This is a genomic window from Methyloterricola oryzae, from assembly GCF_000934725.1.
GTDB lineage: Bacteria > Pseudomonadota > Gammaproteobacteria > Methylococcales > Methylococcaceae > Methyloterricola > Methyloterricola oryzae.
Genome location: NZ_JYNS01000001.1, coordinates 700,441 through 727,252 on the forward strand (window position 1 = coordinate 700,441; position 26,812 = coordinate 727,252).

Here is a 26,812-nt window from a genome sequence, read left to right on the forward strand (position 1 = left end):
ACCCAGTCCATTCATCTGATGAAATACCGCGACCTGCGAGACTTTATCGCGCAACTGGAAACCCAGGGCGAACTCAAGCGCATCGCCTATCCGGCGGACCCGCGCCTGGAAATCACCGAGATCTGCGACCGCACCCTCCGGCAGGGCGGGCCTGCCCTGCTGTTCGAGCAGCCCAAGGGTTACTCGGTGCCGCTGCTGGGCAATCTGTTCGGAACGCCGCGGCGCGTGGCGCTGGGCATGGGCGAGGACTCGGTGGAAGCCCTGCGCGAAGTGGGCAAGCTGCTGGCCTTCCTCAAGGAGCCTGACCCGCCCAAGGGCATGAAGGACGCCCTGAGCAAGCTGCCGGTATTCAAGCAGGTGCTGAACATGGCCCCGCGCGTGGTGACCCGCGCGCCCTGCCAGGAGGCCGTGCTGCTGGGATCGGACATCGACCTGGGCCGTTATCCGGTGCAGACCTGCTGGCCGGGTGATGCCGGCCCCCTGATCACCTGGGCCCTGGTCATCACCCGAGGGCCCCATAAGGAAAGGCAGAACCTGGGCATCTACCGCCAGCAGGTGATCGCGCGCGACAAGACCATCATGCGCTGGCTGGCCCATCGCGGCGGCGCCCTGGATTTCAGGGACTGGCAAAAGGCCCGCCCCGGCGAACCCTTCCCGGTGGCCGTTGCCCTGGGAGCAGACCCGGCCACCATCCTCGGCGCGGTCACGCCGGTGCCGGACAGCCTGTCGGAATACGGCTTCGCCGGCTTGTTGCGGGGCGACAAGACCGAAGTGGTGAAATGCCGCCTCAGCGACCTGCAGGCCCCGGCCAGCGCCGAAATCGTGCTGGAAGGCTTCCTCTACCCGGGGGAGACGGCGCCCGAAGGTCCTTTCGGCGATCACACGGGCTATTACAACGAGGTGGAGGAGTTCCCCGTGTTCACGGTGGAATGCATCACCCAGCGGGAGAACCCCATCTACCACAGCACCTACACCGGAAGGCCACCGGATGAGCCGGCCATCCTCGGCGTGGCGCTGAACGAGGTGTTCGTACCCATCCTGCAGAAGCAGTTCCCGGAGATCGTCGACTTCTACCTGCCGCCGGAGGGTTGCTCCTACCGGCTCGCGGTGGTGAGCATGAAGAAGCAGTATCCGGGGCACGCCAAGCGGGTGATGTTCGGCGTCTGGTCGTTCCTGCGCCAGTTCATGTACACCAAGTTCGTCATAGTCACCGACGACGACGTGAACGTGCGCGACTGGCAGGACGTGATCTGGGCCATCACCACGCGGGTGGACCCGGCGCGGGATGTGACCCTGATCGAGAACACTCCCATCGACTACCTGGACTTCGCCTCGCCGGTCTCGGGCCTGGGCTCCAAGATGGGCCTGGACGCCACCAACAAGTGGCCCGGAGAAACCAGCCGCGAATGGGGCGAACCCATCGCCATGAGCACCGAGGTGAAGCAGCGGGTTGACGATATCTGGGACAGTCTCGGAATCTGAGCCCGGGGTGCGAGGCCGCCCGCTGTGAACGGCCCCGCAAAGGCAAGGGCTAGGCGTGTCTGGCCTGATCCTCGAAGCGGCGCAGCAATCCCTTGAGGTAGCCCTCGTCGCTAATGCAGCTTTCGAGTTCCGCCGCGATCAGTTGCTCGTAATGGCGGCGCAGGACGCTTTCGCTGGGCCGAGGGAAAGTCACCGTCTCGATCATGTATTGCACATGGGCCAGATAATGCCGGCGCAATATGGAGTCCTGCGGGATCAGGGACAAGGGCTTGTCTTCCAGCACCACAGGCGGTGCGGCTTGGGCGGACCGAGCCGTTTCGCGCTGCGCCACGGGCCGGGAGGGCGGCTCGCGCACGACCACTTCGCCGCGACCTGCATCGCCGGCAAAGGCCGCCTCGCTCATGCGGCGCTTGAGCACGTAGAAGAACATGATAGCCAACAGGGCCGACATGACGATGATCAGCAAGGGCCGGGCCTGGATGTCCTGACCGAGCAGATCTTTGAGCAATGCCACGGAGTCTGAAGAGTTCATGGTGTGCCTCCCCATTTCTAATAGTTATGTGTTCACGTACCCCCGATAGCCCGGTGCCGGCAGGCGCCTATCCGGGCGACGCAGAGCTTAGAAAACCCCGACCCGTGTGCCGGGATTTTGGCTAGTCTGAACCCTTCTCCTGGCGACGGCAAGCCCAGCATCCGCCGCGCCGTGGCGGCGGACTCGCGATTTACAGACGCCCGTGCATTCATGATAATGCCGACGAGACCCGGCCAAGCCGGCATGCTGTCCCAAACTCGGAGAATAAGAACATGGCACACATACACGGTGCGGCCAAAGCGGCCGTGCAGCACGCAGCAGAAGCAGGCGCCGCGACAGCGGCCCCAGCCATCTCCTTCCACAACGTGCCCCAAGCGGCCTCGGCCATCTCCTTCCACAATGTGCCCAAAACGGCGGCCACGGCCACGGCGGCTTCCTTTGCCGGCAGGTTCCTGCGAAATCCATGGGTGCTGTTTGGCCTGGGTATAGCCGTGGGTTACATGGTGCACAAGCACCGCAAGGACATCATCGGGGCCGCCAATTTGGTGGCGGAGAAAGGCAAGGACTTCGTCCTGCAGCAGAGGGAAAACCTGGAAGACATCGTCGCCGAGAGCGGCGAAAGCACGGATTGATGGGCCACTATCGCAACGTCGGCGACCCACTGGCAACCTATATCTGACCCCGGCCCTTCATGCCCTCCCTACAACGACAGGTCGTTCTGCGCTTTCGCGCACCCGGGCACGTGCGTTTCTCCCTGCCCAAGGCCCTGTGCCAGCCGGACGCGGCTGAACGCCTGCGCGCCGGCCTGAAACGGCAGGCGGGCGTGACCCGGATCGAATTGCTAACCCGTCAGCGCAAGCTTTCCATTCGCTTTGCCGAGGAGACGATAGGCTTCAAGTCATTGGCCGCGGCTCTGTCCGCCCTGATCAGCGAGACCCAGGCCAGCCTGGAACCGGAACGAGGCACCGGGCTGGCGGCGTCCCACGCGGGCTCGACGATGACACGGGCCAGGCTATGGGCCGATGCGAAAGCACAGGAACTGAAGGAAACCCTCGCCGCCCTGCGCATCGTCCTGCAGGACAAACTGGGCGGCAAATTGCAGGCCTCGCCCGAGCGAAGCAAGTTCTTAGGCGAGTTTCTCACCGACATCCTGGTCCTTTACCTCATCAAGACCCACTGGACACTCATCACCCAGCAGTGGCTGAAACGCCCCTGGCAACACCGCTACGAATGGCTGGCCTCTCTCTATATGATCTACCTTTTGGTCAGCTCCAAGAAACCCAAATCCTCCTGAGGCGGTCATGGATCCGCGCACCGTTCCCCTGCAGCACTGCCAGCTCGTCCACCAGACTCGTCGGCGCGTCCGCATCGAGGCGCCCTCCCTGCGCAAGCAATTAGAGCGCTGCTATGTCTATGAAATCCTGCTGCGTAAGCATCCCGCCATCCAGCATGTGCGCATGGTGCCAGCCTTGGGCTGCGCGGTGGTGCATTTCGACCAGGCGCGACTGGACAAAACCAAGCTCCTGAAGCTGCTGGACACAGTGCTGGGCAACCTGGGCACCGCCTGCCTGTCCTCCTCCGCGGGGGATGCCACCGTGGTGGGCGACGAGCCGGAACACGAATTCAACCTGGCGCTGGATGGCATGACCTGCGCCTCCTGCGGCTTGTTGATCGAAATGCTGCTGCGGCGCGATCCGCGTGTCGCCACGGCCAATGTCAATTTCGCCACCGAAACGGCGCAGGTGCGCGCCCGCATGAGCAAGGCCGAGCTGCAGGAGCGCATTCGCGGCCTGGGCTACGAGGCGCATTCCATGGACAGCCTCTCGCAGCGCCGCTTGCAGCTGGCCCGGGAGCGGGCGCGAATCAACGATGCCTGGAAACGCTTCTTCTGGGCGGGCCTTCTAAGCCTGCCGGCCATCGTGCTGGGCATGGCAGCGCCGCACACTCGGCTGGTGGGCTTCTTGGAAATGCTGTTCACCACCCCGGTAGTGCTGTGGAGCGGACGTCCTTTCTTCGACAAGGCCTTCAAGCTGGCGCGCCAGGGCTCGGCCAACATGGACAGCCTGGTGTCCCTTGGCGTCGGTTCCGCCTACGGCTACAGCCTGGTCGCGCTGCTGCGCGGCCGGCGCGATTTCTACTTCGAGGCCGCCGCCGGCATCGTCGCCTTCGTCCTGCTGGGCCGCTATCTGGATGAGCGCGCCCGCGGCCAGGCTCACGAGGCCATCCGCCAGCTCATCGACCTGCAGCCGCAGACGGCGACCCTGCTGCGTGACGGGCAGGAATTCGCGGTACCCATCGACGACGTGCAGATCGGCGACCTGCTGCTGGTGCGCCCCGGGGAGCGCATTCCTACCGACGGCGAGGTGGCCCTGGGATTGTCCACCGTAGACGAATCCATGCTCACCGGCGAGAGCATGCCCGTGGTCAAGGAAGCCGGACACAAGGTGACCGGCGGCTGCATCAACGGCAACGGCTCGCTGCAAGTGCGCGTCACGGCGGTGGGCGCCGACACCGTGCTGGCCGGAATCATCCACATGGTGGACCAGGCCCAGGCCAGCCGATTGCCCATCCAGAAACTGGTGGACCAGGTTTCCGGGGTTTTCGTACCCTCGGTGATGGTGATCTCCGGCCTCACCTTCTTTGGCTGGATCGCCGCCGGCGGCGGTGCTGCCCAGGCCTTCGGCACCGCCATCACGGTGCTGCTCATCGCCTGCCCCTGCGCCCTGGGACTGGCGACCCCCGCCGCGATCATGGTGGGCACCGGCCAGGCGGCGCGGCGCGGCATCTTCATTCGCAATGGCGAAAGCCTGGAAATGGCGTCCAAGCTGACCGCCATCGTGTTCGACAAGACCGGCACCATCACCGAAGGCAAGCCCGTCGTCACGGATTTCCGCAATATCACGCGAGTGCGCGACAGCGAGATCCTGCGCCTGGCCGCGTCCAGCGAACTGCATTCGGAACACTTCCTGGGTAAGGCCATCGTCAGCCACGTGCGCTGCCAGGAACTTGCCTTCGGCGATCCTGAGGATTTCATCAGCGAGCCAGGCCGCGGCGTCAAGGCAAAAGCCTCCGGCCATACCTTGCTCATCGGCAACCGCCATTGGCTCAGCGAGAACGGCGTGCCCACGAAGAAGCTCGATCCGATCGCCGAGCAATGGGCCGCGCAAGGCAAGACGCCGGTATTCATGAGCCGCGATGGCAAGCCGGCCGCCGTGTTTGGCATCGCCGACAAGCCGCGGGAGAATGCCCGCGACGCCATCGCGCAATTGCACGCCTTGGGTGTCAAGACGCTCATGGCCACCGGCGATGTGGCCGCGACCGCCAATTATGTGGCCGAGGTGGTGGGCATCGACGAGATCGTGTCCCAGGCCCGGCCCGAGGACAAGCTGGAGATCATCCGCTCCCTGCAGGCGCGCGGCGAGCGCGTGGGGATGATCGGCGACGGCATCAATGACGCGCCCGCCCTGGCGGCGGCGGACGTCAGCCTGGCCATCGGCGGCGGCACCGACGTGGCCATGCAGACCGCCGACCTGACCCTGGTCAACGGCGATATCGCCAAGGCGGCCGAAGCCATGGAATTGAGCGGCTTCACCCTGCGCGTCATACGTCAAAACCTGTTCTGGGCCTTCGGCTACAACACCGTGGCCATTCCGGTGGCCGCCGCGGGACGCCTGAGTCCCATGCTGGCGTCCGCCGCCATGGCGCTCAGCTCCGTGTCCGTGGTGCTCAATTCGCTCAGGTTGCAGCGCAAGCGCTGAACCCCAGGGCGGTATTTCCCCACGCCCCAACTTTGCTTTTGTGCAACACCTTCTACACTTACGACGGAGATGGGCCGGCCCGCCCCTTCCCTTCTCCATTTTGAGTGCTCAATAGCCGCAGGTCCGCGGTGCTTCCAATGCTGACACCGCTTCTGGAATACCGGACTCGCACGGTGCTGATTCGAACCTAAGGACTTGACCCGAAAACCACCGCCGCCGGATTATCCATGATGCCGAGCCATTTCCGACCATCTCCGCGTTACGCATGTCCGTGAAGCGCGACGTTGAGGACCGTGCGGGCGGCATCACCGGACCGGAGAGCGGTTTGCAGGTATGGCCGCATGTCCGCACACGGCGCTCCCAGCGATTTCTGAGCCTGCGCTGGAAGCTGCTGTTCAGCCTGCTGCTGCTGACCCTGACCCTAAGCACTCTCTCGGCGCAGTTCTTTCACCGCTATCTGCTGAACCGCTACGACGAGTCGCGGCGCGTCAAGCTCGCGTCGTACAGCCATCAGGTCAATGGCCTGGTGCGCCAGCAACGCCAATACCTGGAACAAGTCGCGGTTTCCCTTCCGGTCCTGTCCCGTATTCGACGGCCTTTGGCCAAGCATGATCTGGACGCCTTGCGCGACCGCTTCGACGAATTCTGGCCCGCATTCCAGCTGGACATGGGGCTGGAAGACGCTCGCTATCTGGATGTGGACGGCCACGATGTGCTGCGCTGGGGCAGCGTTTCGCGGAACGAGGACACCGCCGATTCTCCGGCCTGGATAGAAGCCCTGCGCAAATCCCTCAAGCAGGAATCCGCCGTAAGCCTCATCAATTGCGCATCCAGTTGCCGCATCCAGGCCCTGGTGCCGGTCCTGGTGGGTGGCCGGGTGGTCGGGCTGTTCGCCGTCGGCATGTCCCTGGCTGACACCGTGCTCACTTTTCACAACACCGCCGCCGCGGACATCGCCGTACTCGCCGACGTATCCCAACCTTCCAGCGATCCGGCCGATGTGTTTCGCGCGAATTGGGGCGTGCGGGTCGAGGCTGCCTCCAATGCGGCCAACAGCCTGCCGGTGCTCAAACGCATTGCGGCACATGCACCGTTGGACGACCTAATCAACGGTCAACGCATCGAAGTAAACGGCCGCACTTACGAGGCGGCGCGCCTGCATCTGGCACCGGATAACCAGAGCAAGGGAATTCACCTGGTGGTGCTGGAAGACATCAGCACAGAACTGGCCGTTGCCACGGAAACCGCGCGCAGGGCCCTGTTGATGACCCTGGCCGCCGGGCTGCTGTCCCTGGCCCTGCTCTATTTTCTCCTCGGCCACTCCCTGAAGCGATTGCTGCAGACGGTAGGGGCCATACCTTTGCTGGGCCAGGGTGCCTTCGCCCAGCTGCGACAGAGCGTCAAGCTGCGCCGCAACCGCGGCTTCCACGACGAGATCGATGTGCTCAACCACACCGCGTTCTCTCTCTCCCAGCGCCTGGAGGCCCTGGAGAAAGACGTGGACGAGCGCACCCGCTCCCTGCATGAAGCCCTGCGCCAGATATGCCAGGAACGCGCGTTCGCATCCAGCCTGCTGGAGCATGCCGAGGTCATCATCGTCACCTGTGATCGCGCGGGCCGCATCCTGACCGTCAACCGCTACGGCAAGGCCTTGGCCGGCTATGACGAGGAAACCCTGCTGAGCATGACGCTCATCGGTTCCCCCTTGTTGCAACCCGACCACGACGACCTGCAGTTTCGCTACTTGAACCTGCTCGACACCCATCAGAAGCACCTGAGGCACGAAGCCGCCCTGGTCTGCTCCGACGGGCAGCAGCGGGAAATTTCCTGGATTCACACCCGCCTGGAGGGCCAGGAGAAGGGTGAGAGCGCGCTGCTTTCGGTGGGCCTGGACATCACCGAGCGCAAGCGCAACGAAGCCAAGATGGCCTTCCTGGCGGATCATGATCCGCTAACCGGCTGCTTCAACCGCCGCCGTTTCCATCTGGAACTGGAGCGCATGCTGGACACCGCCACGCGCTATGGGCTCAGGGGCGCCCTGCTATATCTGGACCTTGACCGCTTCAAATATGTGAACGACACCAGCGGCCACCAGGCAGGTGACAACCTGCTGCTGCTGGTCACCGACGAATTGCGCAAGGTACTTCGGGCCAGCGACCTGATTGGCCGGTTGGGGGGCGACGAATTCGCCATTGCCATGCTGGACGCGGACGAGGGCGGCGCGATCGCCACCGCGGAGCGCATCAACCAGCGCCTCGCCGGAATCGCCCTGCCGGGAGAGGACATCAACCGGCGGGTCTCCGCCAGCATCGGCATCGCCCTGTTCCCGGACATCGGCGCGTCCAGCGGCAACGACCTGCTGGTCAACGCCGACCTGGCCATGTACCAGGCCAAGGATAACGGTCGCGTCGGCTGGCACGTGTTCTCCCCTCAGGAGCGGGCCAAGGAGCGGTTGCGGGAATGGATGACCTGGGAGGAGCAGATCAAGCGCGGGATGGCCGAGGACCGCTTCGAGCTGTTCTTCCAGCCGGTCATGCGCATCAGCGACAGCGATGTATCGCGCTATGAGGTGCTTCTGCGCCTGCGCATGGAGGATGGTCGGCTGGCCTCACCGGGGCAGTTCCTGGAAATCGCCGAGCGCAGCGGCCTGATCCGTGACCTGGACCGCTGGGTGGTGCGCGCGGCCTTGCAGCGATTGGCCAGGCTGGCTCCGGAGCACGCCCATGTGAGCCTGTCGGTCAACCTCTCGGCGCTCAGCATCGCCGACGGCAAGCTGCTGGACGACTTCGCCACGTTCTTTTCCGATACCGGAGCCGACCCGCGCCAGGTGGTCTTCGAAATCACTGAGACCGCGGCTGTCGCGGATTTCTCGCAGGCGCGCCAGTTCGTCAATGAAATCAAGGCGCTGGGCAGCTCCTTCGCCCTGGATGACTTCGGCAGCGGCTTCGCCTCCTTCTATTACCTGAAGCAGTTCCCGGTGGATTTCGTGAAAATCGACGGGGCGTTCATCCGTAATCTGCCGGACAGCGTGGACGACCAGATCTTCGTGCGCGCCATGGTGGATATTGCCCGGGCCTACGGCAAGCAGACCGTGGCCGAGTTTGTGGAGAACGATGCGATCTTGCAGATGCTGGAGGAATATGGGGTGGATTATGCTCAGGGCTACCACATCGGCATGCCCAGCGCCACCTGGCTGAACAGCGACGAAAGCCCGGCAATCAACTGAAGCATTGCTGCGTGCCGGCCGGAAGCGCGGGCGAGCGCCAGCGCTTCCTCTCGGTATCAGACACTCACTGGTTGGCCTTGGCGTAGTCGGCGAAAAAAACCTTCAGTTGCTCCGCGATGCTGTCGCGGACTGGGCCCACCAGCTCGTCGGGCCTTGCGCCCGCGCGAATGATGTTGCTCTCCCACAGGATGCCGTCCACATGCTGGGGAACATTCAGCGGATGCTTGTCGGCGGAGATGTCACCCAGGCTGAGGTCCGCGTAACGGTTGACGGCGCCGGTGTAGTGGGCGAGCACCGAAATGCGCGCACTGATGGCCGCGGGCGAGGCAGCCGGATCGGTCCCAATGAGTTCGACCAGCAGCTTGAGGCGGCCGGTCAGATGTGGCAGCAGCATCATGTCGTTGGCGTGACGCGCCTTATGAAACTTGACGCTGTTCTGCGCCGCGAGACTTTCCAGCACGGTATAGGTCTCCTGGCACAAGGTCTTCAAAGCCGGATTGTTGCCCTCATCCGCCGCGCAGAAAAAGATCATGCCCGGCCAGCCCTTGAGGCGCGACAGGCTGGTTTCCTGCAGATGACCCAGGATCTTCTTTTCCGCCGCATCGGAGATCACCGGCATTTCGTTCCCGGTCTTGGGCGGGACCGGCGGCACCACTTCTGCGCCGCATGGCGCGGACAGGCTCGACAGGCCCAACAGCAATACCGGCGCCAACCCGACCGCTTTCTGAAGCTTTGATGATTTCATCGCTTTGCCTCTCCTATCCTCGTTCTGCTTATCGTTTGGACCACTTCCCGCGACCGGCCCGCTGCATTCATCAATGCGTGCCGATCAGAAACTCGTCGACCGGCACCCCACCGATCAGGTGTTCTTGAATGATGCGCTCCAAGACATCAGGCGCGCAGGAGTGATACCAGACACCCTCCGGGTACACCACCGCCACAGGACCATGCACACAGACTTGCAGGCAATTGGCCTTGGTGCGGTAGAGCCCGCCATGTCCCTCCAGCTTCAGTTCCGCCAGCCGCCGCTTGAGGTAGTTCCAGGCTTCCAGGCTGGCCTCGCGTCCACAGCACTTGGGCTTGCTCTGATCCGCGCACAGGAAAATGTGCCGGCGTATGCCGGAAAGTTCAAGCGCCTGGGCCGCCCGCTGCAGGTCTTCCTGCACGGTGCTCACTGGCAGGACTCCGGCGCCGTGTTCAACGGTTCACCTTGACCAGTTCCACGTCGAAGACCAGGGTCGCATTGGGCGGGATGACACGTCCGGCCCCGCTTTCACCGTAGGCCAACGCCGGCGGAATGAAGAACCGGTACTTGGCGCCTTCCTTCATCAGTTGCAAACCTTCGGTCCAACCGGGAATCACGCCCCCCAGGGGAAAAGTAATTCCCTCGCCGCTGTCGAATTCGCTGCCTGAAATCAGCGAACCGCTGTAGTTCACCGTCACGCTGTCCTTCGCCTCGGGCTTGAGCCCGCTTCCCTCGGTCAAAACCTGATACTGCAGGCCGGACGCCGTGGTCACGACGCCTGGCTTCTTGGCGTTCTCGGCCAGATACGCCGCGCCGTCCTTCTTGTTCTGTTCCGGGTCACCCGGTGTGCAAGCCGTTACCACCGCCAAAAGTCCCCACGCGATGAGCGCGGCCAATCCACCTCGTTTATTCATGCACCATCCGCTTCGCTGTATGAAAATCATCGGCCTGCCGAATGCCTGCGAGAGAACTCTATGCCGCTGCGGCATGGCCCCTTCGAGTTTCCGGGTCAGGCTGAGGTGCGTTATTCTTTCACGCCATGCCCCATCGCTTCAACCGAGCGTCCGGCAAGGGTTTACCCGACCCGCCGCACGCCTTTGTCCCCGCCAAGGTCCTGCTGTCAGGCGCTTTGGCTTTGGCCTGCCTGACTGTCCACGCGGCGCAGGGTCAGGTCTTCCGCTGGCATGACGCACGGGGACAAGTGCATTACGGTGACCGGCCGGCACCTGGCGCGGACCGGCTGCCCTTGGCTTCCGACGCCGCCCAAACTCCGCCACTCAGCGGGCGCGTGGCGAAAATCTATGACGGCGACACCATCGAACTCGATAACGGCGACAAAATCCGCCTCCTGGGCATCAACACGCCGGAAGTGGCACATCGAGGCCGCCGCACCGAAGCCGGCGCGGAGGAAGCCAAGGCCTGGCTCGCCGGCAAGCTTGCCGGCCGCACGGTCCGCCTGGAATTCGATGCCACGCCGAGGGACAAGTATGGCAGGCGTCTTGCCCACGTGTTCCTGGCCGATGGCACCCACATCAACTTGGCGCTGATCCGCGAAGGTCTGGCCACTACCGATATTTTTCCGCCGGACTTGAAGTACGTGAATGTGATGTTAGAAGCCGAGCGGGAAGCGCAGCGGGCCAATCGCGGCCTGTGGTCCATGGCGGCTTATCAGCCGAGGCCGGCGTCGGGGGCCCGCGAGGAATCTGGCTGGCAGCGCCTGGTGGGTTACGTCGCTTCGACTATTACCGGCCGAGGTCAGACGCGCCTGGTGCTGAGAGAGGGGCTTGAAATCAGGATTCCGGGGAAGGACCTCCATTTGTTCCCGTCAATCCGGAGCTACCTGGATCGACGCGTCGAGGTCAGAGGCTGGGTCGCCTACCGGCAAGGGAAGCTGTCCGTCACCGTGCGCCATCCCGGCGCACTGGTGAGACTGGACTGACAAGCGCCTCAGAAAGGCGCGCGCCGCCCGATGTTGCCTTTCATGCCGCGCATCATGTTGAGGATGTTGCCCTTCTTGAACTTCTTCATCATCTTCTGCATCTGCTCGAACTGCTTCAGCATCTTGTTGATGTCTTGCACGTCGGTGCCGGAGCCGGTGGCGATGCGCTGCTTGCGCGAGGTGTTGATGATGTCCGGGCTCTTGCGCTCCTTGGGCGTCATGGAATTGATCATGGCCAGTTGCTGAAACAGCTCCTTGTCGTTGACCTTCTCCTTCACCGCCGCCGGCAGGTTGGCCACGCCCGGCAACTTGTCCAGCATGGACATGACGCCGCCCATGTTCTTGATCTGGAGCAGCTGATCGCGGTAATCCTCCAGGTTGAAGCTCTTGCCCTTGTCGATCTTCTTGGCCAGCTTCTCGGCCTTCTCCTTGTCCATCTTGCTCTCGATATCCTCGATGAGCGTGAGCACGTCGCCCATGCCCAGGATGCGGGAAGCGAGACGGTCGGGATGGAACAGTTCCAGCGCGGCGGTCTTTTCGCCCACGCCCATGAACTTGATGGGCTTGCCGGTGATGTGGCGGATGGACAAGGCCGCGCCGCCGCGGGCGTCGCCGTCGGTCTTGGTGAGGATCACGCCGGTGAGGGGCAGCGCGTCATGAAAGGCCTTGGCGGTGTTGGCCGCATCCTGGCCGGTCATGCTGTCCACCACGAACAGGGTCTCGATGGGCTTGATCGCGGCATGCACCTCCTTGATCTCCGCCATCATCTCCTCATCGATGTGCAGGCGGCCAGCTGTGTCGACGATCACCACGTCCATATATTTCTTGCGGGCGTACTCGATGGCATTACGGGCGATGTCCACCGGCTTTTGCGAGGGATCGCTGGGGAAGAACTCCGCCTTAACCTCGCCCGCCAGGGTCTGCAACTGCTCGATGGCCGCCGGACGGTAGATGTCGGCGCTGACCACCAGGGTCGACTTGCGCTCGTTTTCCTTCAGCCAACGCGCCAGCTTGGCCACCGTGGTGGTCTTGCCCGCACCCTGCAGGCCGGCCATGAGGATCACCGCCGGGGGCTGGCAGGCCAGGCTCAGCTTTTCATGGGCCTTGCCCATGATGGTCTTGAGTTCCTCATGAACGATCTTCACCATGGCCTGGCCCGGCGTCAGGCTCTTGCCCACCTCGTTGCCCAGGGCGCGTTCCTTCACCTGCTCGATGAAATCCTTGACCACCGGCAACGCCACGTCCGCCTCCAGCAGGGCCATGCGCACTTCGCGCAGCGTGTCCTGAATGTTGCTCTCGGTGAGCCGCCCTTGGCCGCGGATCTTCTTTAAGGAGTCGTTTAAGCGTTCGGTAAGGTTGTCAAACATCGATAATACCTGTGCGATGGCAACTAAAATGGGTCGGCGGCGTCGCGTCGACCGAAAATCTGGCCCGGAATGGCGGGCCGGACATTTTAACCTTGACGGCGTGTCAAGGGACGATTTTTTTCCACAGCATCCAATTCAGCCCCGCAGGCCCTCCCAGGGCGCGAAAAGTTCTGCCTCGATGCCCAATAATCCAAGCACGCGCCCTACCGATTCATCCACCAATTCGGCCAAGGTCTTGGACTTTCCGTAAAAGGCGGGCATGGGCGGGAACACAATGCCGCCCATCTCGGCGACACTGGCCATATTGCGGATATGGGCAAGATTAAGGGGAGTCTCTCGCGGCATGATGACCAGGCGGCGGCGCTCCTTCAAGGTTACGTCGGCGGCACGGGCAATCAGGTTGTCGGACAGTCCATGGGCGATGGAGCCCAAGGTCTTCATGGAGCAAGGCGCCACAATCATGCCCTCGGTCTTGAAAGCGCCGCTGGCGATGCTGGCCGCCACATCATTGACGTCATGACTGACGTCCGCCAGCGCGAGAATTTCGCTGCGCTTCAGACCCAGTTCGTGGTGGACGTTGATGAAACCCGCCGTGGACACGATCAGGTGGGTCTCGTACCCACCCAACTCACGCAGCACCTCCAGGATTCGCTGTCCGTAGACGGCGCCGGTGGCACCGGTCATGCCGATGACGATGCGCTTCTTCACGCTCATCCCAATCGGTCCGCCATGAGGTCGGTGGCCCTGACCAGGGCGTCGATCATCTCCTCGCCCACGGGAAGGTGACCGGAGTCCGGCAAGGCCCAATACTCGGCTTGTGGCAACGCCTGTTTGAGGCAAAACGCGGCTTCCATGGGACAGACCAGATCGCGCCGGCCGTGGATAAGGATCACCGGCAGATGCTGCAGACACTCGCAATGGCGCAGAATCTGATCTTCCTCGATGAAATAGCGGTTGCGCGCGTAATGCAGTTCGATCCGCGCTTTCTGCAGCATGACGGCCGGCTGCTGCTTGTCCAAATCCGAGGCCTCAAATCCTGAGCCTTGTGCGATCTGCTCGCTCCACAGGGTCCAGGCCTTCGCGGCGCGGCGCTGGGCCAATTCGTCTGCACCCAGCAAAAGGCCATGCAAGGCGCCGATCACGTCGTGGGAGGCTTCCGCTGGCATGGCCGCCATGAACTCCGCCCAGCGTTCGGGGTAGATGCGTCTTACGCCGTCGCCGATGAACCAATCCAGATCCCGTTGCCGGGCCAGGAAGCTCCCGCGCAGCACCATGCCGGTTACCCTTTCCGGGTGGGCCTGGGCGTACAAGAGGCCGAGGGTACTGCCCCAGGAGCCACCGTAGATCAGCCAATGATCGATTTGGAGGCGGGCGCGGATCGCTTCCAGATCACCGATAAGATGCGGCGTGGAGTTGTTTTCGGTGCTCCCGGCGGGGAGGGAACGGCCTGCGCCGCGCTGATCGAGCAGGATAATGCGGTATTTCGCGGGGTTGAAAAAGCGGCGGTGGAATGAACGGCAGCCGGAACCTGGCCCACCGTGCAAATAGACCACCGGCAAGCCCTCCGGATTGCCGCATTCCTCCACGTAAACCCGATGACCGCCGTCCACGTCGAGTAGATATGCCGCGTAGGGCTCGATGAGAGGATAGAGTTCGTTCATCCTGGGACTCTGGAGTGCCAAAAGTCCGCTAGGTTAGCACAGGGACAGCACCTGCGCGCGGCCGCTTTTGCGGCGAAGCCGGCGGGGGATATAAAACAGAAAAGGGGGGTTGCCCCCCCTTTTCTCGGACCGGTGTTCCGGCGAGGACCTTAGAAACCGAAGCCCAGATAAGCGCCGGTGGTCAGACCGTCGGTGTCCACACCCTTCAATTGAACGGCACCGCCCTTGCTCTTGAAGTTCAGGTCGCCACCAGTGAACTGATAGCGGAAGTCCAGACCGGCATACAGATCCTTCCAGATCTTGTACTCGGCGCCAGCGCCCAGCATCAGGCCGGGGTTGAGCACCGTAACGCCGCTGGACGGCGGGCTGATGACGTTGATGCCCAGACCGAACGGAATGATCCACGGCCTGAAGTCACCGAGGCCTTTGAACTTGATTTTCGGCGACGCGGTCAGGGTGAACTGAGTGATCTTGTTCTCGATGGTGCCGGTGACCGGCGCCGTGGAGTTGATCGCAATCAGGGTATTCGTGCCGGTACCGAAGTTCATGTACTCGAACATGACTTCGCCGTCAATCTCGGCGCCGTCCCACAGGCCCCACACGTTGTCGGTCAGGTTGTGGTCGAAACCGGCGCCCACGTACCAGCCATCGTTGTCGCCATTGGTGTTGTTGACGAGCAGGGTCTCAGGCGCTTGCGAGCCGTAGCCGCGGCCATGTTCCATCTTGGCATAACCACCGCGGAAGAACAGCAGATCATGATGGGATTCCTCATGCTCCTCAACCTCGGCGATCTTCTGCTGAACCTGCTGAGAATGAGCTTCGACTTTTTCTTCCGTCGCGCGGCTCTCTGCGCGGGACTTGGCGACTTCCGCGCGCAGCGCCTGCATTTCGGCTTCCATCTGCTCCAGGCGCGCCTCCAGGGCAGACTGGGCAGAGGTCGAAGACGACACGGCAGATCGGCTGGACTTGGAACCGTGCGCGAAAGCGGCGCCAGGAACCACCACACAGACAGCGGCCGCAACCGCCGCGGTGATCAGAACATTCTTATTGTTTTTCATGGATATACCCTCCCTCAACGTTATGGATTGTTGTATCCGTTGTAACGGAGCAACAGTTAGTTGCTGTACGGCGGAAATGTAGCAGACTTTCTTCATTACAACAACGACTGTATGCAATTACGCCACAGATTAAGCCCGTGCTAAAACACTAATGGTTCCATTCCGCGACACTGTGGAAAACGGTTTAACCTTATTTTTAGGGTCTTGCGGACACCCCATTCCGTCTTAACTGACTATTGCTCATACAAAAAGAGGAAAAATGGAGTGCCCAGGGTTTATAATGCGCCATTTGCCACGGTGGCGACAGCGATTTTTCCCGCGCCGCCGCCCTTTCGACCGACTACCCCGGAATCTTGTGTGCGGGACTCGCATGGTAGGAGCCCGCCGGTGGCGCATTTTTCAATTTGAGGCATGACATGGCTGTAAAAGACCGATTACACCGCAGCGAACTGGCGGTGCCCGGCAGTAATAAAAGAATGCTTGAAAAGGCTCCGGACGCCGGCGCCGACATCGTGTTCCTGGACCTGGAAGACGCCGTCGCGCCGGACGACAAGGAACTGGCGCGGGCCAACATCATCGAGGCGCTGAACACCCACGACTGGTCCAAGTGCGCCGTTTCCATCCGCATGAACGGTTTGGACACCCATTACGCCTACCGTGATCTGGTCGAGGTGGTGGAAGCCTGCGGCGACAAGCTCGACACCATTTTGATACCCAAGGTGGGCTCGGCGGCCGACGTTTACTTCGTCGCCACCATGCTGTCGCAGATCGAAGCCTATAAAGGCTACAAGCAGATCAACATCCATGTGCTGATCGAAACGGCCATGGGGATGGCAAACGTGGAGGAAATCGCCCGCGCTTGTCCCGAGCGCATGGAAGCCATGGTGTTCGGCGTCGCCGACTACGCCGCCTCGGTGCGCGCCCGCACCACCAACATCGGAGGCGCCAACCCGGACTACGGCATGCTCACCGACGCCAACGAAAGCGGCACCCGCGCCTATCACTGGGGCGATCAGTGGCATTTCGGCATCTCGCGCATGGTCGCCGCCTGCCGGGCTTATGGGCTCCGCCCCATCGACGGCCCCTTTGGCGATTTCGGCGACCCGGAAGGCTTCCGCGCCGCCGCGCGGCGGGCCGCCGCCCTGGGCTGCGAGGGCAAGTGGGCCATTCATCCCTCCCAGGTAGCCCTGTGCAACGAGCTCTTCACACCCACCGAAAAGGAAGTGACACGAGCCTACCGCATCATCGAAGCCATGGAACAGGCGGCGAAGGAAGGCAAGGGCGCGGTGTCCCTGGACGGCCGCCTGATCGACGCCGCCTCCATCCGCATGGCGGAAAATGTGGTGCGCCAGATGAAAACCATCGAGGCGCGCACCGCCGCGTAAACCCCTTGGGCTGGACCACCGACTCCCAGCCCCTAATTGCCGGGCCCGCCGGGTGGCGCGCCCCTGATCCCAGAGGAGATTGCATCCCGTGAATATCCATGAATACCAGGCGAAGGAATTGCTGAAGTCCTATGGCGTGTCCGTCCCGGTCGGCAGCGTCGCCTATTCCGACGCCCAGGCCGAACAAGCCGCGGAGGAGATCGGTGGCGAGCGGTGGGTGGTCAAGGCGCAGATTCACGCGGGCGGTCGCGGCAAGGCGGGCGGCGTCAAGGTGGTTAATTCCCTGGAGGATGTGCGCAAGACCGCCGACGCCATGATCGGCACGCGCCTGGTGACCCATCAGACCGGCCCGGAAGGCTCGGTGGTGCAGCGGGTGTGGATCGAGCAGGCCAGCGACATCCGGCACGAGTATTACCTGGGCTTCGTGATCGACCGGGGTACCCAGCGCATCACGATCATCGCCTCCAGCGAAGGCGGCATGGATATCGAGGACGTGGCCAAGACCAGTCCGGACAAGATCGTCAAGGAAGTCATCGACCCGGCCATCGGCCTGCGCGACTTCCAGTGTCGCAAGGTGGCCACCGCCATCGGCCTGAAGGGCAAGCTGATGCCGCAGGCGGTCAAGTTGATGAAGGCGATCTACCGCTGCATGCGCGACAAGGATGCCCTGCAGGCGGAGATCAATCCCCTCGCGCTGGTCAATACCGGCGAAGGCGAGAAGCTGATGGTGCTGGACGCCAAGTTCAATTTCGATGACAACGGACTGTACCGGCAGAAACAGATCACCGAGTTGCGCGACCTGGCCGAGGAAGACCCCAAAGAGGTGGAAGCCTCGGGACACGGCCTCAACTACATCGCCCTGGACGGCAATATCGGCTGCATCGTCAACGGCGCGGGACTGGCCATGGCCTCCCTGGACGCCATCACGCTGCATGGCGGGCGTCCCGCCAATTTCCTCGACGTGGGCGGCGGCGCCTCCCCGGAGAAAGTGACCAACGCCTGCCGCATCGTGCTGCAAGACCCCAACGTCAAATGCATCCTGGTGAACATCTTTGCCGGCATCAACCGCTGCGACTGGATCGCCCAGGGATTGATCCAGGCCTGCAACAGCCTCCAGATCCAGGTACCCCTGATCGTTCGTCTTGCCGGCACCAATGTGGAAGAAGGCCGCAAGATCCTGGCCGAGTCGGGCCTTTCCTTCATCACCGCGGAAAATCTGGACGCCGCCGCCGCCAAGGCCGTCGCGACCGTCAAAGGGTAAGCACAACCATGAGCGTATTCGTCAACAAGAATTCACGAGTCATCTTCCAGGGCTTTACCGGGGAGCATGCCACCTTCCATGCCCAGGACGCCATGCGCATCGGCACCACCGTGGTGGGCGGCGTAACCCCCGGCAAGGGCGGAACCACCCATCTGGGTCTGCCGGTATTCGACACTGTGGCCGAAGCAGTCGCCGAAACCGGTGCTGACGTGTCGGCCGTGTTCGTGCCGCCGGCCTTCAACGCCGACGCCCTGATGGAAGCCATCGACGCCGGCATCAAGGTGGTAGTGACCATCGCCGACGGCATCCCGATCCACGACATGATCCGGCTGCAGCGCTACCGCATCGGCAAGGATTCCATCCTGGTCGGTCCCAACACCCCCGGCATCATCACCCCGGACGAATGCAAGGTGGGCATCATGCCGTCCCACATCTACAAGAAAGGCAATGTGGGCATCGTCTCCCGCTCGGGCACCCTCAACTACGAGGCCACCGAGCAGATGGAAGCCCTGGGGCTCGGCATCAGCACCTCGGTGGGCATCGGCGGCGATCCCATCAATGGCACCGACTTCGTCACCGTACTCAAGGCCTTCGAGGCCGACCCGGAAACCGAGATCGTGGTCATGATCGGCGAGATCGGCGGACCCCAGGAAGTGGCGGCCGCCCGCTGGGCCAAGGAAAACATGAAAAAGCCCGTGGTCGGCTTCGTCGCGGGCCTTGCCGCTCCCGCGGGACGCCGCATGGGTCACGCCGGCGCCATCATTTCCAGCGAAGAGGACACCGCCAGCGCCAAGATGGACGCCATGGAAGCGCTTGGACTTTACGTGGCGCGCAACCCGGCCCATATCGGCCAGACAGTGCTGCTGGCCGTGCAGGAAAACGGCCTGGCCGCCTGACGATTGGTTTACCCCATCACATCCCAACGACAGGGTTTGAATAATGCAGCAGATCTCCCCGACAGAACTGAAGCAGCGACTGGAGCAGGAGGGACCCGCCCCCTTGTTGCTGGACGTGCGTGAGCCCATCGAGTTCCGCTACTGCAACATCGAGGGCAGTGTCTCCATGCCCATGGAACACATCTTCCTGAGCCAGGAGGATCTGGACCCGGAGCAGGAAATCGTGGTCATCTGCCATCACGGCATGCGCAGTTCCCAGGTGGCGAATTTCCTCATCAACCGTGGCTTCAAGAATGTCAGCAACCTGAGCGGCGGCGTCGCGGCCTGGGCGGCGGAAGTCGAACCGTCCATGCCCACCTATTAAACGCGGGCTGTGATCGCACTGATCCAGCGCGTCACGCAAGCAGCAGTCGCCGTTGAAGGTGAAAGCATCGCCGCCATCGGCCAGGGCATTTTGGCGCTAGTGGCGGTGGAACGAGGCGACGGGGAAAGCCAAGCCGATCGGTTGCTGGAGCGCATCTTGGGCTATCGCATTTTCCCCGATGCCGAGGACCGCATGAACCTGAGCGTGGCCGATATCGGTGGCGAGCTGCTGCTGGTCTCGCAATTCACCCTGGCAGCCGACACCCGCAAAGGCGCGCGCCCGAGCTTCACGCCCGCCGCGGCCCCCGAAGAGGGCCGGCGGCTATTCGATTATTTCGTCAACCAGGCGCAGCAGCGCCATCCGCAGAAGGTCCGGACGGGCCGCTTCGGCGCCAACATGCAGGTGTCACTGGTGAATGATGGGCCAGTCACCTTTCACCTGCGCGTGGCGCCGGAGTAGAACCCCTAGAAGAGCTATTGGCTATTTCCCTTGTACTTGCGGTTGACACTGTACTTGTACTTGCAGGCGTTGCTGCCTCCACCCATCGCAGCACTGGCGTCGATCTTGAACCCGCCGGATTCGACGACACTGAGGCTCGTGCCTTTCCCGTTGATGGTGCCGCCGAAGGCGTATTTGGTCGGACTGCCGGTGGCGCTGCCACCCGGGATGCTCGTCGTGAGTGACGCCCCGTACATCCAGATAAAAGAAAACGCGGCGGGATCATCGAAATCCAGATCCAGTTTGGAACCCTTCTGGGTCCAGGTGCCGTCCGCGACGCCTATGCCCAGCGTGTCGTTGGACCAGGTGAAAGTCCCGTCCTCGTTGAAGGTGATCTGAGCCGTCAGGCTCTTTTTTGCGGCAACTTTCTGGCTGCGGGAACCGCCAATCTTGCAGGCCGCGCTTACGCTCCCGCCAAACTTCCCGGTCAAGTCGAATGTCTTCCCGGCCACCGACGAGGCCGCCATGGCAGCCCCACTCAAGCCAAATCCGAAAATCGCAATACCAGCTATAAGCGTTTTTTTCATACAACTCCACATACTGACCAATCATGAATCGTCGAACGCGACGTGCAGGGAAAGGCAGAGGGCATGCCATTGGAAGCATCCAACTGATTTTCGGCGGTTTTCAGAAACAGGCCGGGGCCATGGGAGCCGTTCTGTAAAGCCGGCTGACGGCTCAAGCCACAATCTGAACGCGCGTACCTGCAGCGACGCGAGAGAACAAGTCTAGGACATCCTGAGATGTCATGCGGATGCAGCCATGGGAGGCGGGCTCGCCGCTCACCCCGGAGTCGGGGCTACCATGGATGTAGATGAAACGCCAGGCCGTATCGACCGGGCCATAGCGGTTGAAGCCGGGCTCGATGCCACCCAGCCAGAGGATGCGGGTCAAGATCCAGTCGCGTCCCGGGAATTGCTCTGCCAGTTCCGGGGTGTAGATTTCCCCGGTCGGTCGGCGCCCCACGAAAACGCTGCCGGCCGGCTGTCCTTCGCCGATGCGCGCACGGATGACATGCCAGCCGCGCGGCGTGCACTCTGAACCGCGCAGTTCACCCGGCCCGTTGCGTGCGGTGGAAACGCGGTAATCCATCACCGCCCGGCCGCCCTCCAGCAATTCCAGGCGCTGCTCGGGAATGCTCACCCTCAGGTAGGCGCCTGAAATTTCCATCACTTTTCGAAAAGGGCGATGGATTCCACGTGGGAGGTATGGGGAAACATGTCCATGACCCCCGCGCTCAGCAATCGGTAGCCATGCTCGTGCACCAGTACGCCCGCATCGCGCGCCAGGGTGGACGGGTTGCAGGACACGTACACGATGCGCCGCGCCTGCCATTTTTTTGTGTACTGCAACACTTCCAGCGCGCCGGCGCGGGAAGGGTCCAGCAGCACCTTGTCGTAACGGGCGGTAGCCCAGGCCGCCTGATCCTGGGGCTGGGTGAGGTCCGCAACGTGGAACTGGACATTGGCCAGCCCGTTGGCCTCGGCGTTCTCTCGCGCCCTGGCCACCGCCTCGGCGCCACCCTCCACGCCCACGACCTGAGCGGCCCGGCGCGCCAACGGCAGGGTGAAGTTGCCGATGCCGCAGAACAGATCGAGGAGCGTCTCATGGCCTTGCGGATCGAGCAGTTCCAGCACCCGATCCACCATCTGCCGATTGATCTGCACATTGACCTGGGTAAAGTCGGTGGGCTTGAAACGGAACTCGACGCCATGGGCCGGCAGGGCATAGGTCAGCGGCGGCGGCGTTTGCGGATGCAGCGGGAAAACCGAGTCAGGTCCCTGGGGCTGCAGATAGATGTCGAACGCGTAATGCTCACCAAAGGCGCTCAGCCGCTCCAGATCCTCGGACGAGGGCGGCTGCAAAACCCGGAACACTAGGGCGCAACGCACGTCGCCCACCGCCACTTCGATCTGCGGCAGCTTTTCACGGATGCTCAGGCCGGCAATCATCGCGGCAAGATCGGTCAGGTGCTCGCCTACCGCCGGGTGCAGTACGGGGCACTGCTCGATTTCAGCGATGAAGGCGCTGGCCTTTTCGCGAAAGCCCACCAGCACCCTGTCCTTTTTCGCCACCCATTTGACGCCGAGCCGGGCCTTGTGGCGGTAGCCCCAGTGGGGCCCGATGAGCGGCTCGAATAGAGCCTCCGGCTCCACCTTGCCCAGACGCCGGAACTGTTCCAGCAACAAGGCCTGCTTCTCCTGAATCTGGGCGCCCTCGGCAAGATGCTGAAGGCTGCAACCGCCGCAGACGCCGAAATGGGCGCAGCGCGGCGCTACGCGCTCCGCCGCAGGCTCAAGGATTTCCACCGCCCGCCCCTCCGCGAAATCGCGGCGGATCTGGGTGTACACAAAGCGCACGTCCTCACCGGGCAAGGCGCCATCGATGAAAACCGCCTTGCCGTCCACATGGCTGACGCCGCGGCCATCGTGGGCAAATGATTCGACGCGGGCTCCGAAGGGTGTTTGAGGCAGCGGCTTGCGCTTGGGACGTCTGGACATTCAGCAGGTTGGTCTTGAGGGCTTTTGGGCTCAGTCTGGAAACACGCCGGTGGAAAGATAGCGGTCGCCCCGATCGCAGACGATCACCACGATCACCGCGTGCTCGACTTCCGCTGACAGATGTAACGCTGCAGCCACAGCACCGCCGGAGGAGACGCCGGCGAAGATGCCCTCCCGGGCGGCCAGCGCTCGCGTGGTGTCTTCCGCCTCCACCTGACCCATGTCGATGATGCGGTCCACCCGCGAAGCCTGGTAGATCTTGGGCAGATATTCTTCCGGCCAGCGGCGGATGCCGGGGATCTTGGACTCCCCCTCCGGCTGTACGCCCACGATCTGGATGGCGGGATTCTGCTCCTTGAGGTACATGGACGTGCCCATGATGGTGCCGGTGGTGCCCATGGAACTGACGAAATGGGTGACTTTCCCTTGGGTATCGCGCCAGATCTCGGGCCCGGTGCCTTCGTAATGAGCCCTGGGATTGTCCGGATTGGCGAATTGATCCAACACCTTGCCCTCGCCGCGTGCCTCCATGGCCCGCGCCAGATCGATGGCCGCCTCCATGCTCCCCGCCGCGGGGGTGAGGATGATATCGGCGCCGTAAGCACGCATGCTGGCGCGGCGCTCGGCGCTCATGTTGTCGGGCATGATCAGGGTCATCTTGTAGCCCATGATGGCTGCCGCCATGGCCAGGGCAATGCCGGTATTGCCGCTGGTGGCTTCGATCAGGCGGTCGCCGGGCGTAATCTCGCCGCGCTCCTGGGCGCGCTTGATCATGCTGAGGGCAGGCCGGTCCTTGACGGACCCGGCCGGGTTGTTGCCTTCCAGCTTGCACAGGATCGTGTTGCTTGTCTCACCCGGTAGCCGCTGCAGGCGAACCAGGGGCGTGTTTCCGACAAAGGCTTCGATGGTGGGAAAATTCATGGGACCGGATCTCGATACTTTGGGAGACTGGCCGCTCGCGGCCCTCCGATGGTGAAAGATTATACCGGTTCCACCCTGAACCGGCGGAACCGCAAGCGTGAAAAAGCAATCGGCGTTCCATGGACCTCGTGGCAAATGTAGTGGCCGCTCGAGGGCGTTGCGAACCGCCAGGGGCTGAGGTACAAACCTCTCCCATCACCTGCCTCCCGCTCAGGAGAAAGCCGCCATCGACCAACTGACCCGTTACATCACCCCCGGCCTGCTCCTCGCCTTCCTGCTGGCCCTCGCCTACCTCGTGCTCAGGCCCTTCATCGTGCCGGTGGGCTGGGCCGCCATACTGGTCTATGTCACCTGGCCTGCCTTCATGCGCCTGAGCCTTTCCTTCGGGGGGCACAGAACGAGCGCGGCCCTGGTGATGACCGTCGCCATCGCCTCCGTCATCGTCGTTCCGCTGATCTGGGCCAGCATCCTGTCCCAGCGCGAGATCATGGAATTCTTTCGCAACCTGCCCGGCTGGCTGGATGCGAAGCCCACGCTGCCCGATTTCATTTCTCGGATTCCCTATGTGGGCAGCGAAGCCGCAGCGAAGCTGGCGCAATTCGACGATCTTCGCGCACTACTGAAGCAAAGGGTGGCCCCCTGGCTACAGCACTTTTCCGGGAATATCTTCGCCATTCTGGGCGATGTGGGCTACCTGGCGGTCAAGCTCGGCTTCACCCTGCTGACCGTATTCTTCTTCTACCGCGACGGCCCGGGACTGTTGATGCAGGTTCGCACGCTGCTGCACCAGGTATTGGGGGCGCGGATGGAGCACTATTTCAGCACGGTGGAAGCCACGGTGAAGGCGGTGGTGTATGGCATCGTGCTCACCGCCATTGGCCAGGGCGCGATCGCCGGTATCGGCTATTGGTTCAGCGGGATCGGGGCCCCCATCCTCCTGGCCATCGTCACCATGTTCCTGGCCCTGATCCCCTTTGGCACGCCGGTAGCCTGGGTGTCCGCCAGCCTTTGGCTGTTGGCTTCGGGGCAGCACCTGCAGGCTCTTTCCCTGGCTTTATGGGGCGGACTGGTGGTGAGTTGGGTGGACAACATCATTCGCCCCCTGGTGATCAGCGGTGCGACGCAGATTCCGTTTCTGCTGGTGTTTTTCGGTGTTCTGGGAGGGCTGGCCCAGTTTGGCCTGATTGGCCTGTTCCTGGGGCCAGTGGTGCTGGCGATCAGCCTGGCGGTGTGGCGCGAGTGGCTGGAGCAGAGGGCGGACCCGCTGGCCTGAGAGCGCCGCCGACTCGCAGTACGCGGGTCGGCGGCGGCAGGATCACATCAGGCCGCGCTGCAGCAACTGATTGAGTTTCTGCACGAAGGCGGCCGGGTCTTCCAATTGACCGCCCTCGCTGAGCACGGACTGGTCGAAGAGAATCTGGGTCAGGTCTTCAAACCGCTGTTCGTCCCCCTCGTCCTTCAGGCGCGCGATCAAGGGATGGCCCGGGTTGATCTCGAAGATGGGCTTGCTGCTGGGCGCGCTCTGCCCAGCGGCTTTCATGATGCGCTCCATGGTGCGGCTCATGCCGTAAACCTCGGACACCAGGCAGGCCGGCGAGTCGGTCAGGCGATGACTGAGGCGCACGTCGCTGACCCGCTCGCCCAGGCTCTTCTTGATCTTTTCGACAGTGTCCTCGAAGTCCTTGCCGACCTCCTCGATCTCCTTCTTCTCTTCCTCACCCTCCAGCTTGCCCAGGTCCAGATCGCCCTTGGCCACCGATTGCAGGTGCTTGCCCTCATAGTCGGTGAGATAGCTCACCATCCATTCGTCCACGCGATCGGACAGCAGCAGCACTTCGATGCCCTTCTTGCGGAAGATCTCCAGGTGCGGGCTGTTTTTGGCGGCCGCGTAGCTCTCGGCGGTGATGTAGTAGATCTTCTCCTGACCTTCCTGCATGCGCGCGATGTAATCGTCCAGGCTCACATCCTGAGCGTCGGTGCCGCCGTAGGTGGAGGCGAAGCGCAGCAGCTTGGCGATGCGTTCCTTGTTCTTGAAGTCCTCGATGGGGCCTTCCTTGAGCACCTGCCCGAATTCTTTCCAGAGGGTGGCGTATTTTTCCGGCTCATTTTTGGCCAGGTCCTCGAACAGGCCCAGCACCTTTTTCACCGCGCCGGAGCGCACCTTCTCCAGCAGCTTGTTCTCCTGCAGGATCTCGCGGGAGACATTGAGCGGCAGGGAATCGGAGTCGATCACGCCGCGCACGAAGCGCAGATAACGCGGCATCAGCTTTTCCGCGTCATCCATGATGAAGACCTTGCGCACATAGAGCTTCACGCCGTGCTTGACGTCGCGGTCCCACAGGTCGAAGGGCGCATGAGCCGGCACGTAGAGCAGCAGGGTGTATTCGTTGGTACCTTCCACCCGGCTGTGGATGCGCGCCAACGGTTCCTGAAAATCATGGGAAACGTGCTTGTAGAACTCGTTGTAGGCTTCCTCGCTGATTTCGTCCTTGGACTTGGACCAGAGCGCCGAGGCGCTATTGACGGTCTCCCATTCGATGACCTTTTCCTCGCCCTCCTCGCCATAGTGCTCCTTCAGCATCTCGATGGGCAGGGAAATGTGGTCGGAGAATTTGCGGATGATGGAGCGCAAACGCCAGCCATCCAGGAACTCGTCCTCGCCCTCGCGCAGGTGCAAGGTAACGCGGGTGCCGCGCTCGGACTTCTCGATGTTTTCCAGGGAGTAATCGCCCTCCCCCGATGACTCCCAGCGCACGCCGGCCTCGGCCTCCATGCCCGCCTTGCGGGTTTCCAGGGTTACCTTGTCGGCGACGATGAAGGACGAGTAGAAGCCGACGCCGAACTGGCCGATGAGCTGGCTGTCCTTGGCTTCGTCCCCGGTCAGCGATTCGAAGAAGCGACGGGTGCCGGAGCGGGCGATGGTGCCGATGTTTTCCTGCACCTCCTCGCGGGTCATGCCTATGCCGTTATCCGTGATGGTGACGGTGCGCCTGTCCTTGTCGAACTCCAGGCGGATCTTCAAGGCGCTGTCGCCTTCGTAGAGCGCGTCGTTGCTCAAGGCGGTGAAGCGGAGCTTGTCGGCGGCGTCCGAGGCGTTGGAGATCAGCTCGCGCAGAAAGATTTCCTTGTTGCTGTACAGGCTGTGGATCATCAGCTGCAACAGCTGCTTGACTTCGGCTTCGAAGCCCAGAGTGACTTTGTTTTCCGCGACAGTCATG

The 26,812-nt window shown here is 62.7% G+C and carries 25 protein-coding genes; 12 read left to right on the forward strand and 13 right to left on the reverse strand.

Translation table 11 applies throughout. From position 1 onward, the window contains the following. Positions 1 to 18 precede the first annotated feature (18 nt). Positions 19 to 1,482 (forward strand): 4-hydroxy-3-polyprenylbenzoate decarboxylase, encoded by a 1,464-nt coding sequence (ubiD, locus tag EK23_RS03110; protein WP_045223980.1) that lies wholly within the window; start codon positions 19 to 21, stop codon positions 1,480 to 1,482. Between the two features lie 49 nt (positions 1,483 to 1,531). Here the strand turns inward: ubiD and EK23_RS03115 are convergent, their stop codons facing one another. Then, entirely contained in the window at positions 1,532 to 2,014 is a 483-nt protein-coding gene (locus tag EK23_RS03115) for a hypothetical protein (protein ID WP_145998540.1), read from the reverse strand. A gap of 272 nt (positions 2,015 to 2,286) precedes the next feature. On the opposite strand from EK23_RS03115, the gene EK23_RS21445 reads away from it, so the two are divergent. The 4 genes from EK23_RS21445 to EK23_RS03135 all read left to right on the forward strand — a co-directional run bounded on the left by EK23_RS21445 (position 2,287) and on the right by EK23_RS03135 (position 8,998). Next, a complete protein-coding gene (locus tag EK23_RS21445) occupies positions 2,287 to 2,646 on the forward strand; it encodes a hypothetical protein (protein WP_052807869.1) in 360 nt (119 codons plus the stop codon). 59 nt (positions 2,647 to 2,705) lie between these two features. Next, positions 2,706 to 3,308, forward strand: coding sequence for a hypothetical protein (locus tag EK23_RS03125; protein WP_045223749.1), 603 nt, complete (start codon positions 2,706 to 2,708; stop codon positions 3,306 to 3,308). 7 nt (positions 3,309 to 3,315) lie between these two features. After that, positions 3,316 to 5,772, forward strand: a complete 2,457-nt coding sequence (locus EK23_RS03130; RefSeq protein ID WP_045223750.1) for a heavy metal translocating P-type ATPase — start codon at positions 3,316 to 3,318, stop codon at positions 5,770 to 5,772. Positions 5,773 to 6,037: 265 nt separating this feature from the next. After that, complete coding sequence (locus EK23_RS03135; protein WP_052807870.1) at positions 6,038 to 8,998, forward strand: bifunctional diguanylate cyclase/phosphodiesterase; 2,961 nt, start codon at positions 6,038 to 6,040, stop codon at positions 8,996 to 8,998. A 64-nt stretch (positions 8,999 to 9,062) separates the two neighbouring features. Here EK23_RS03135 and EK23_RS03140 read toward each other — a convergent pair whose 3' ends face one another. From EK23_RS03140 to EK23_RS03150, 3 genes are all read right to left on the reverse strand, one after another. After that, entirely contained in the window at positions 9,063 to 9,743 is a 681-nt protein-coding gene (locus tag EK23_RS03140) for a hypothetical protein (protein ID WP_052807871.1), read from the reverse strand. Positions 9,744 to 9,813: 70 nt separating this feature from the next. Beyond that, a complete protein-coding gene (locus EK23_RS03145) occupies positions 9,814 to 10,173 on the reverse strand; it encodes a (2Fe-2S) ferredoxin domain-containing protein (protein ID WP_045223751.1) in 360 nt (119 codons plus the stop codon). A gap of 22 nt (positions 10,174 to 10,195) precedes the next feature. Further along, positions 10,196 to 10,657, reverse strand: a complete 462-nt coding sequence (locus EK23_RS03150; RefSeq protein WP_097990827.1) for an FKBP-type peptidyl-prolyl cis-trans isomerase — start codon at positions 10,655 to 10,657, stop codon at positions 10,196 to 10,198. Between the two features lie 125 nt (positions 10,658 to 10,782). Between EK23_RS03150 and EK23_RS03155 the strand changes: the two genes are divergently transcribed. Continuing rightward, complete coding sequence (locus EK23_RS03155) at positions 10,783 to 11,682, forward strand: thermonuclease family protein (RefSeq protein ID WP_082053881.1); 900 nt, start codon at positions 10,783 to 10,785, stop codon at positions 11,680 to 11,682. Between the two features lie 8 nt (positions 11,683 to 11,690). Here EK23_RS03155 and ffh read toward each other — a convergent pair whose 3' ends face one another. The 4 genes from ffh to EK23_RS03175 all read right to left on the reverse strand — a co-directional run bounded on the left by ffh (position 11,691) and on the right by EK23_RS03175 (position 15,768). Continuing rightward, on the reverse strand, positions 11,691 to 13,049 hold the full coding sequence (gene ffh / locus EK23_RS03160) for a signal recognition particle protein (RefSeq protein ID WP_045223753.1): 1,359 nt from the start codon (positions 13,047 to 13,049) through the stop codon (positions 11,691 to 11,693). Positions 13,050 to 13,184: 135 nt separating this feature from the next. Then, positions 13,185 to 13,763 carry a UbiX family flavin prenyltransferase gene (locus EK23_RS03165; protein ID WP_045223754.1) on the reverse strand — a complete coding sequence of 193 codons (579 nt, stop codon included), beginning with the start codon at positions 13,761 to 13,763 and terminating at the stop codon, positions 13,185 to 13,187. Next, positions 13,760 to 14,710 (reverse strand): prolyl aminopeptidase, encoded by a 951-nt coding sequence (gene pip / locus EK23_RS03170; protein WP_045223755.1) that lies wholly within the window; start codon positions 14,708 to 14,710, stop codon positions 13,760 to 13,762. Before pip ends, EK23_RS03165 begins: the two co-directional genes overlap by 4 nt. Positions 14,711 to 14,859: 149 nt before the next feature. Then, a complete protein-coding gene (locus EK23_RS03175) occupies positions 14,860 to 15,768 on the reverse strand; it encodes a hypothetical protein (protein WP_045223756.1) in 909 nt (302 codons plus the stop codon). 416 nt (positions 15,769 to 16,184) lie between these two features. On the opposite strand from EK23_RS03175, the gene EK23_RS03180 reads away from it, so the two are divergent. The 5 genes from EK23_RS03180 to dtd all read left to right on the forward strand — a co-directional run bounded on the left by EK23_RS03180 (position 16,185) and on the right by dtd (position 20,133). After that, entirely contained in the window at positions 16,185 to 17,153 is a 969-nt protein-coding gene (locus tag EK23_RS03180; RefSeq protein ID WP_045223757.1) for an HpcH/HpaI aldolase/citrate lyase family protein, read from the forward strand. 88 nt (positions 17,154 to 17,241) lie between these two features. Further along, on the forward strand, positions 17,242 to 18,414 hold the full coding sequence (gene sucC / locus EK23_RS03185; protein WP_045223758.1) for an ADP-forming succinate--CoA ligase subunit beta: 1,173 nt from the start codon (positions 17,242 to 17,244) through the stop codon (positions 18,412 to 18,414). Between the two features lie 8 nt (positions 18,415 to 18,422). Then, on the forward strand, positions 18,423 to 19,310 hold the full coding sequence (gene sucD, locus EK23_RS03190; protein WP_045223759.1) for a succinate--CoA ligase subunit alpha: 888 nt from the start codon (positions 18,423 to 18,425) through the stop codon (positions 19,308 to 19,310). Positions 19,311 to 19,353: 43 nt separating this feature from the next. Then, the gene (locus EK23_RS03195) at positions 19,354 to 19,674 is read left to right on the forward strand and encodes a rhodanese-like domain-containing protein (RefSeq protein WP_045223760.1); all 321 of its coding nucleotides are present in this window, start codon (positions 19,354 to 19,356) and stop codon (positions 19,672 to 19,674) included. 9 nt (positions 19,675 to 19,683) lie between these two features. Beyond that, positions 19,684 to 20,133, forward strand: coding sequence for a D-aminoacyl-tRNA deacylase (gene dtd, locus EK23_RS03200; protein WP_045223761.1), 450 nt, complete (start codon positions 19,684 to 19,686; stop codon positions 20,131 to 20,133). A 14-nt stretch (positions 20,134 to 20,147) separates the two neighbouring features. Here dtd and EK23_RS03205 read toward each other — a convergent pair whose 3' ends face one another. From EK23_RS03205 to cysM, 4 genes are all read right to left on the reverse strand, one after another. Next, positions 20,148 to 20,654 carry a hypothetical protein gene (locus EK23_RS03205; RefSeq protein ID WP_158002435.1) on the reverse strand — a complete coding sequence of 169 codons (507 nt, stop codon included), beginning with the start codon at positions 20,652 to 20,654 and terminating at the stop codon, positions 20,148 to 20,150. 196 nt (positions 20,655 to 20,850) lie between these two features. Continuing rightward, entirely contained in the window at positions 20,851 to 21,342 is a 492-nt protein-coding gene (locus tag EK23_RS03210) for a L,D-transpeptidase (protein WP_045223763.1), read from the reverse strand. Beyond that, on the reverse strand, positions 21,342 to 22,673 hold the full coding sequence (rlmD, locus tag EK23_RS03215) for a 23S rRNA (uracil(1939)-C(5))-methyltransferase RlmD (protein WP_045223764.1): 1,332 nt from the start codon (positions 22,671 to 22,673) through the stop codon (positions 21,342 to 21,344). Before rlmD ends, EK23_RS03210 begins: the two co-directional genes overlap by 1 nt. Positions 22,674 to 22,703: 30 nt before the next feature. Continuing rightward, entirely contained in the window at positions 22,704 to 23,594 is an 891-nt protein-coding gene (cysM, locus tag EK23_RS03220) for a cysteine synthase CysM (RefSeq protein WP_045223765.1), read from the reverse strand. A gap of 295 nt (positions 23,595 to 23,889) precedes the next feature. Here cysM and EK23_RS03225 point away from each other — a divergent pair, with 295 nt between their 5' ends. Continuing rightward, entirely contained in the window at positions 23,890 to 24,867 is a 978-nt protein-coding gene (locus EK23_RS03225) for an AI-2E family transporter (protein WP_158002436.1), read from the forward strand. A gap of 42 nt (positions 24,868 to 24,909) precedes the next feature. On the opposite strand, the gene htpG is transcribed toward EK23_RS03225, so the two are convergent. After that, positions 24,910 to 26,811 (reverse strand): molecular chaperone HtpG, encoded by a 1,902-nt coding sequence (gene htpG, locus EK23_RS03230; RefSeq protein ID WP_045223767.1) that lies wholly within the window; start codon positions 26,809 to 26,811, stop codon positions 24,910 to 24,912. Position 26,812 lies beyond the last annotated feature (1 nt).

Excerpts from the sequence above, each read along its gene's own strand:
- EK23_RS03130 (WP_045223750.1), top strand. The coding sequence starts at position 3,316 with ATGGATCCGCGCACCGTTCCCCTGCAGCACTGCCAGCTCGTCCACCAG.
- rlmD (WP_045223764.1), bottom strand. The coding sequence starts at position 22,673 with ATGTCCAGACGTCCCAAGCGCAAGCCGCTGCCTCAAACACCCTTCGGA.
- htpG (WP_045223767.1), bottom strand. The coding sequence starts at position 26,811 with ATGACTGTCGCGGAAAACAAAGTCACTCTGGGCTTCGAAGCCGAAGTC.
- EK23_RS03195 (WP_045223760.1), top strand. The coding sequence starts at position 19,354 with ATGCAGCAGATCTCCCCGACAGAACTGAAGCAGCGACTGGAGCAGGAG.
- EK23_RS03155 (WP_082053881.1), top strand. The coding sequence starts at position 10,783 with ATGCCCCATCGCTTCAACCGAGCGTCCGGCAAGGGTTTACCCGACCCG.
- EK23_RS03180 (WP_045223757.1), top strand. The coding sequence starts at position 16,185 with ATGGCTGTAAAAGACCGATTACACCGCAGCGAACTGGCGGTGCCCGGC.
- ubiD (WP_045223980.1), top strand. The coding sequence starts at position 19 with ATGAAATACCGCGACCTGCGAGACTTTATCGCGCAACTGGAAACCCAG.
- pip (WP_045223755.1), bottom strand. The coding sequence starts at position 14,710 with ATGAACGAACTCTATCCTCTCATCGAGCCCTACGCGGCATATCTACTC.
- sucD (WP_045223759.1), top strand. The coding sequence starts at position 18,423 with ATGAGCGTATTCGTCAACAAGAATTCACGAGTCATCTTCCAGGGCTTT.
- EK23_RS21445 (WP_052807869.1), top strand. The coding sequence starts at position 2,287 with ATGGCACACATACACGGTGCGGCCAAAGCGGCCGTGCAGCACGCAGCA.
- EK23_RS03135 (WP_052807870.1), top strand. The coding sequence starts at position 6,038 with ATGTCCGTGAAGCGCGACGTTGAGGACCGTGCGGGCGGCATCACCGGA.
- EK23_RS03150 (WP_097990827.1), bottom strand. The coding sequence starts at position 10,657 with ATGAATAAACGAGGTGGATTGGCCGCGCTCATCGCGTGGGGACTTTTG.
- EK23_RS03140 (WP_052807871.1), bottom strand. The coding sequence starts at position 9,743 with ATGAAATCATCAAAGCTTCAGAAAGCGGTCGGGTTGGCGCCGGTATTG.
- EK23_RS03210 (WP_045223763.1), bottom strand. The coding sequence starts at position 21,342 with ATGGAAATTTCAGGCGCCTACCTGAGGGTGAGCATTCCCGAGCAGCGC.
- EK23_RS03165 (WP_045223754.1), bottom strand. The coding sequence starts at position 13,763 with ATGAGCGTGAAGAAGCGCATCGTCATCGGCATGACCGGTGCCACCGGC.
- EK23_RS03115 (WP_145998540.1), bottom strand. The coding sequence starts at position 2,014 with ATGAACTCTTCAGACTCCGTGGCATTGCTCAAAGATCTGCTCGGTCAG.
- ffh (WP_045223753.1), bottom strand. The coding sequence starts at position 13,049 with ATGTTTGACAACCTTACCGAACGCTTAAACGACTCCTTAAAGAAGATC.
- EK23_RS03175 (WP_045223756.1), bottom strand. The coding sequence starts at position 15,768 with ATGAAAAACAATAAGAATGTTCTGATCACCGCGGCGGTTGCGGCCGCT.
- cysM (WP_045223765.1), bottom strand. The coding sequence starts at position 23,594 with ATGAATTTTCCCACCATCGAAGCCTTTGTCGGAAACACGCCCCTGGTT.
- EK23_RS03125 (WP_045223749.1), top strand. The coding sequence starts at position 2,706 with ATGCCCTCCCTACAACGACAGGTCGTTCTGCGCTTTCGCGCACCCGGG.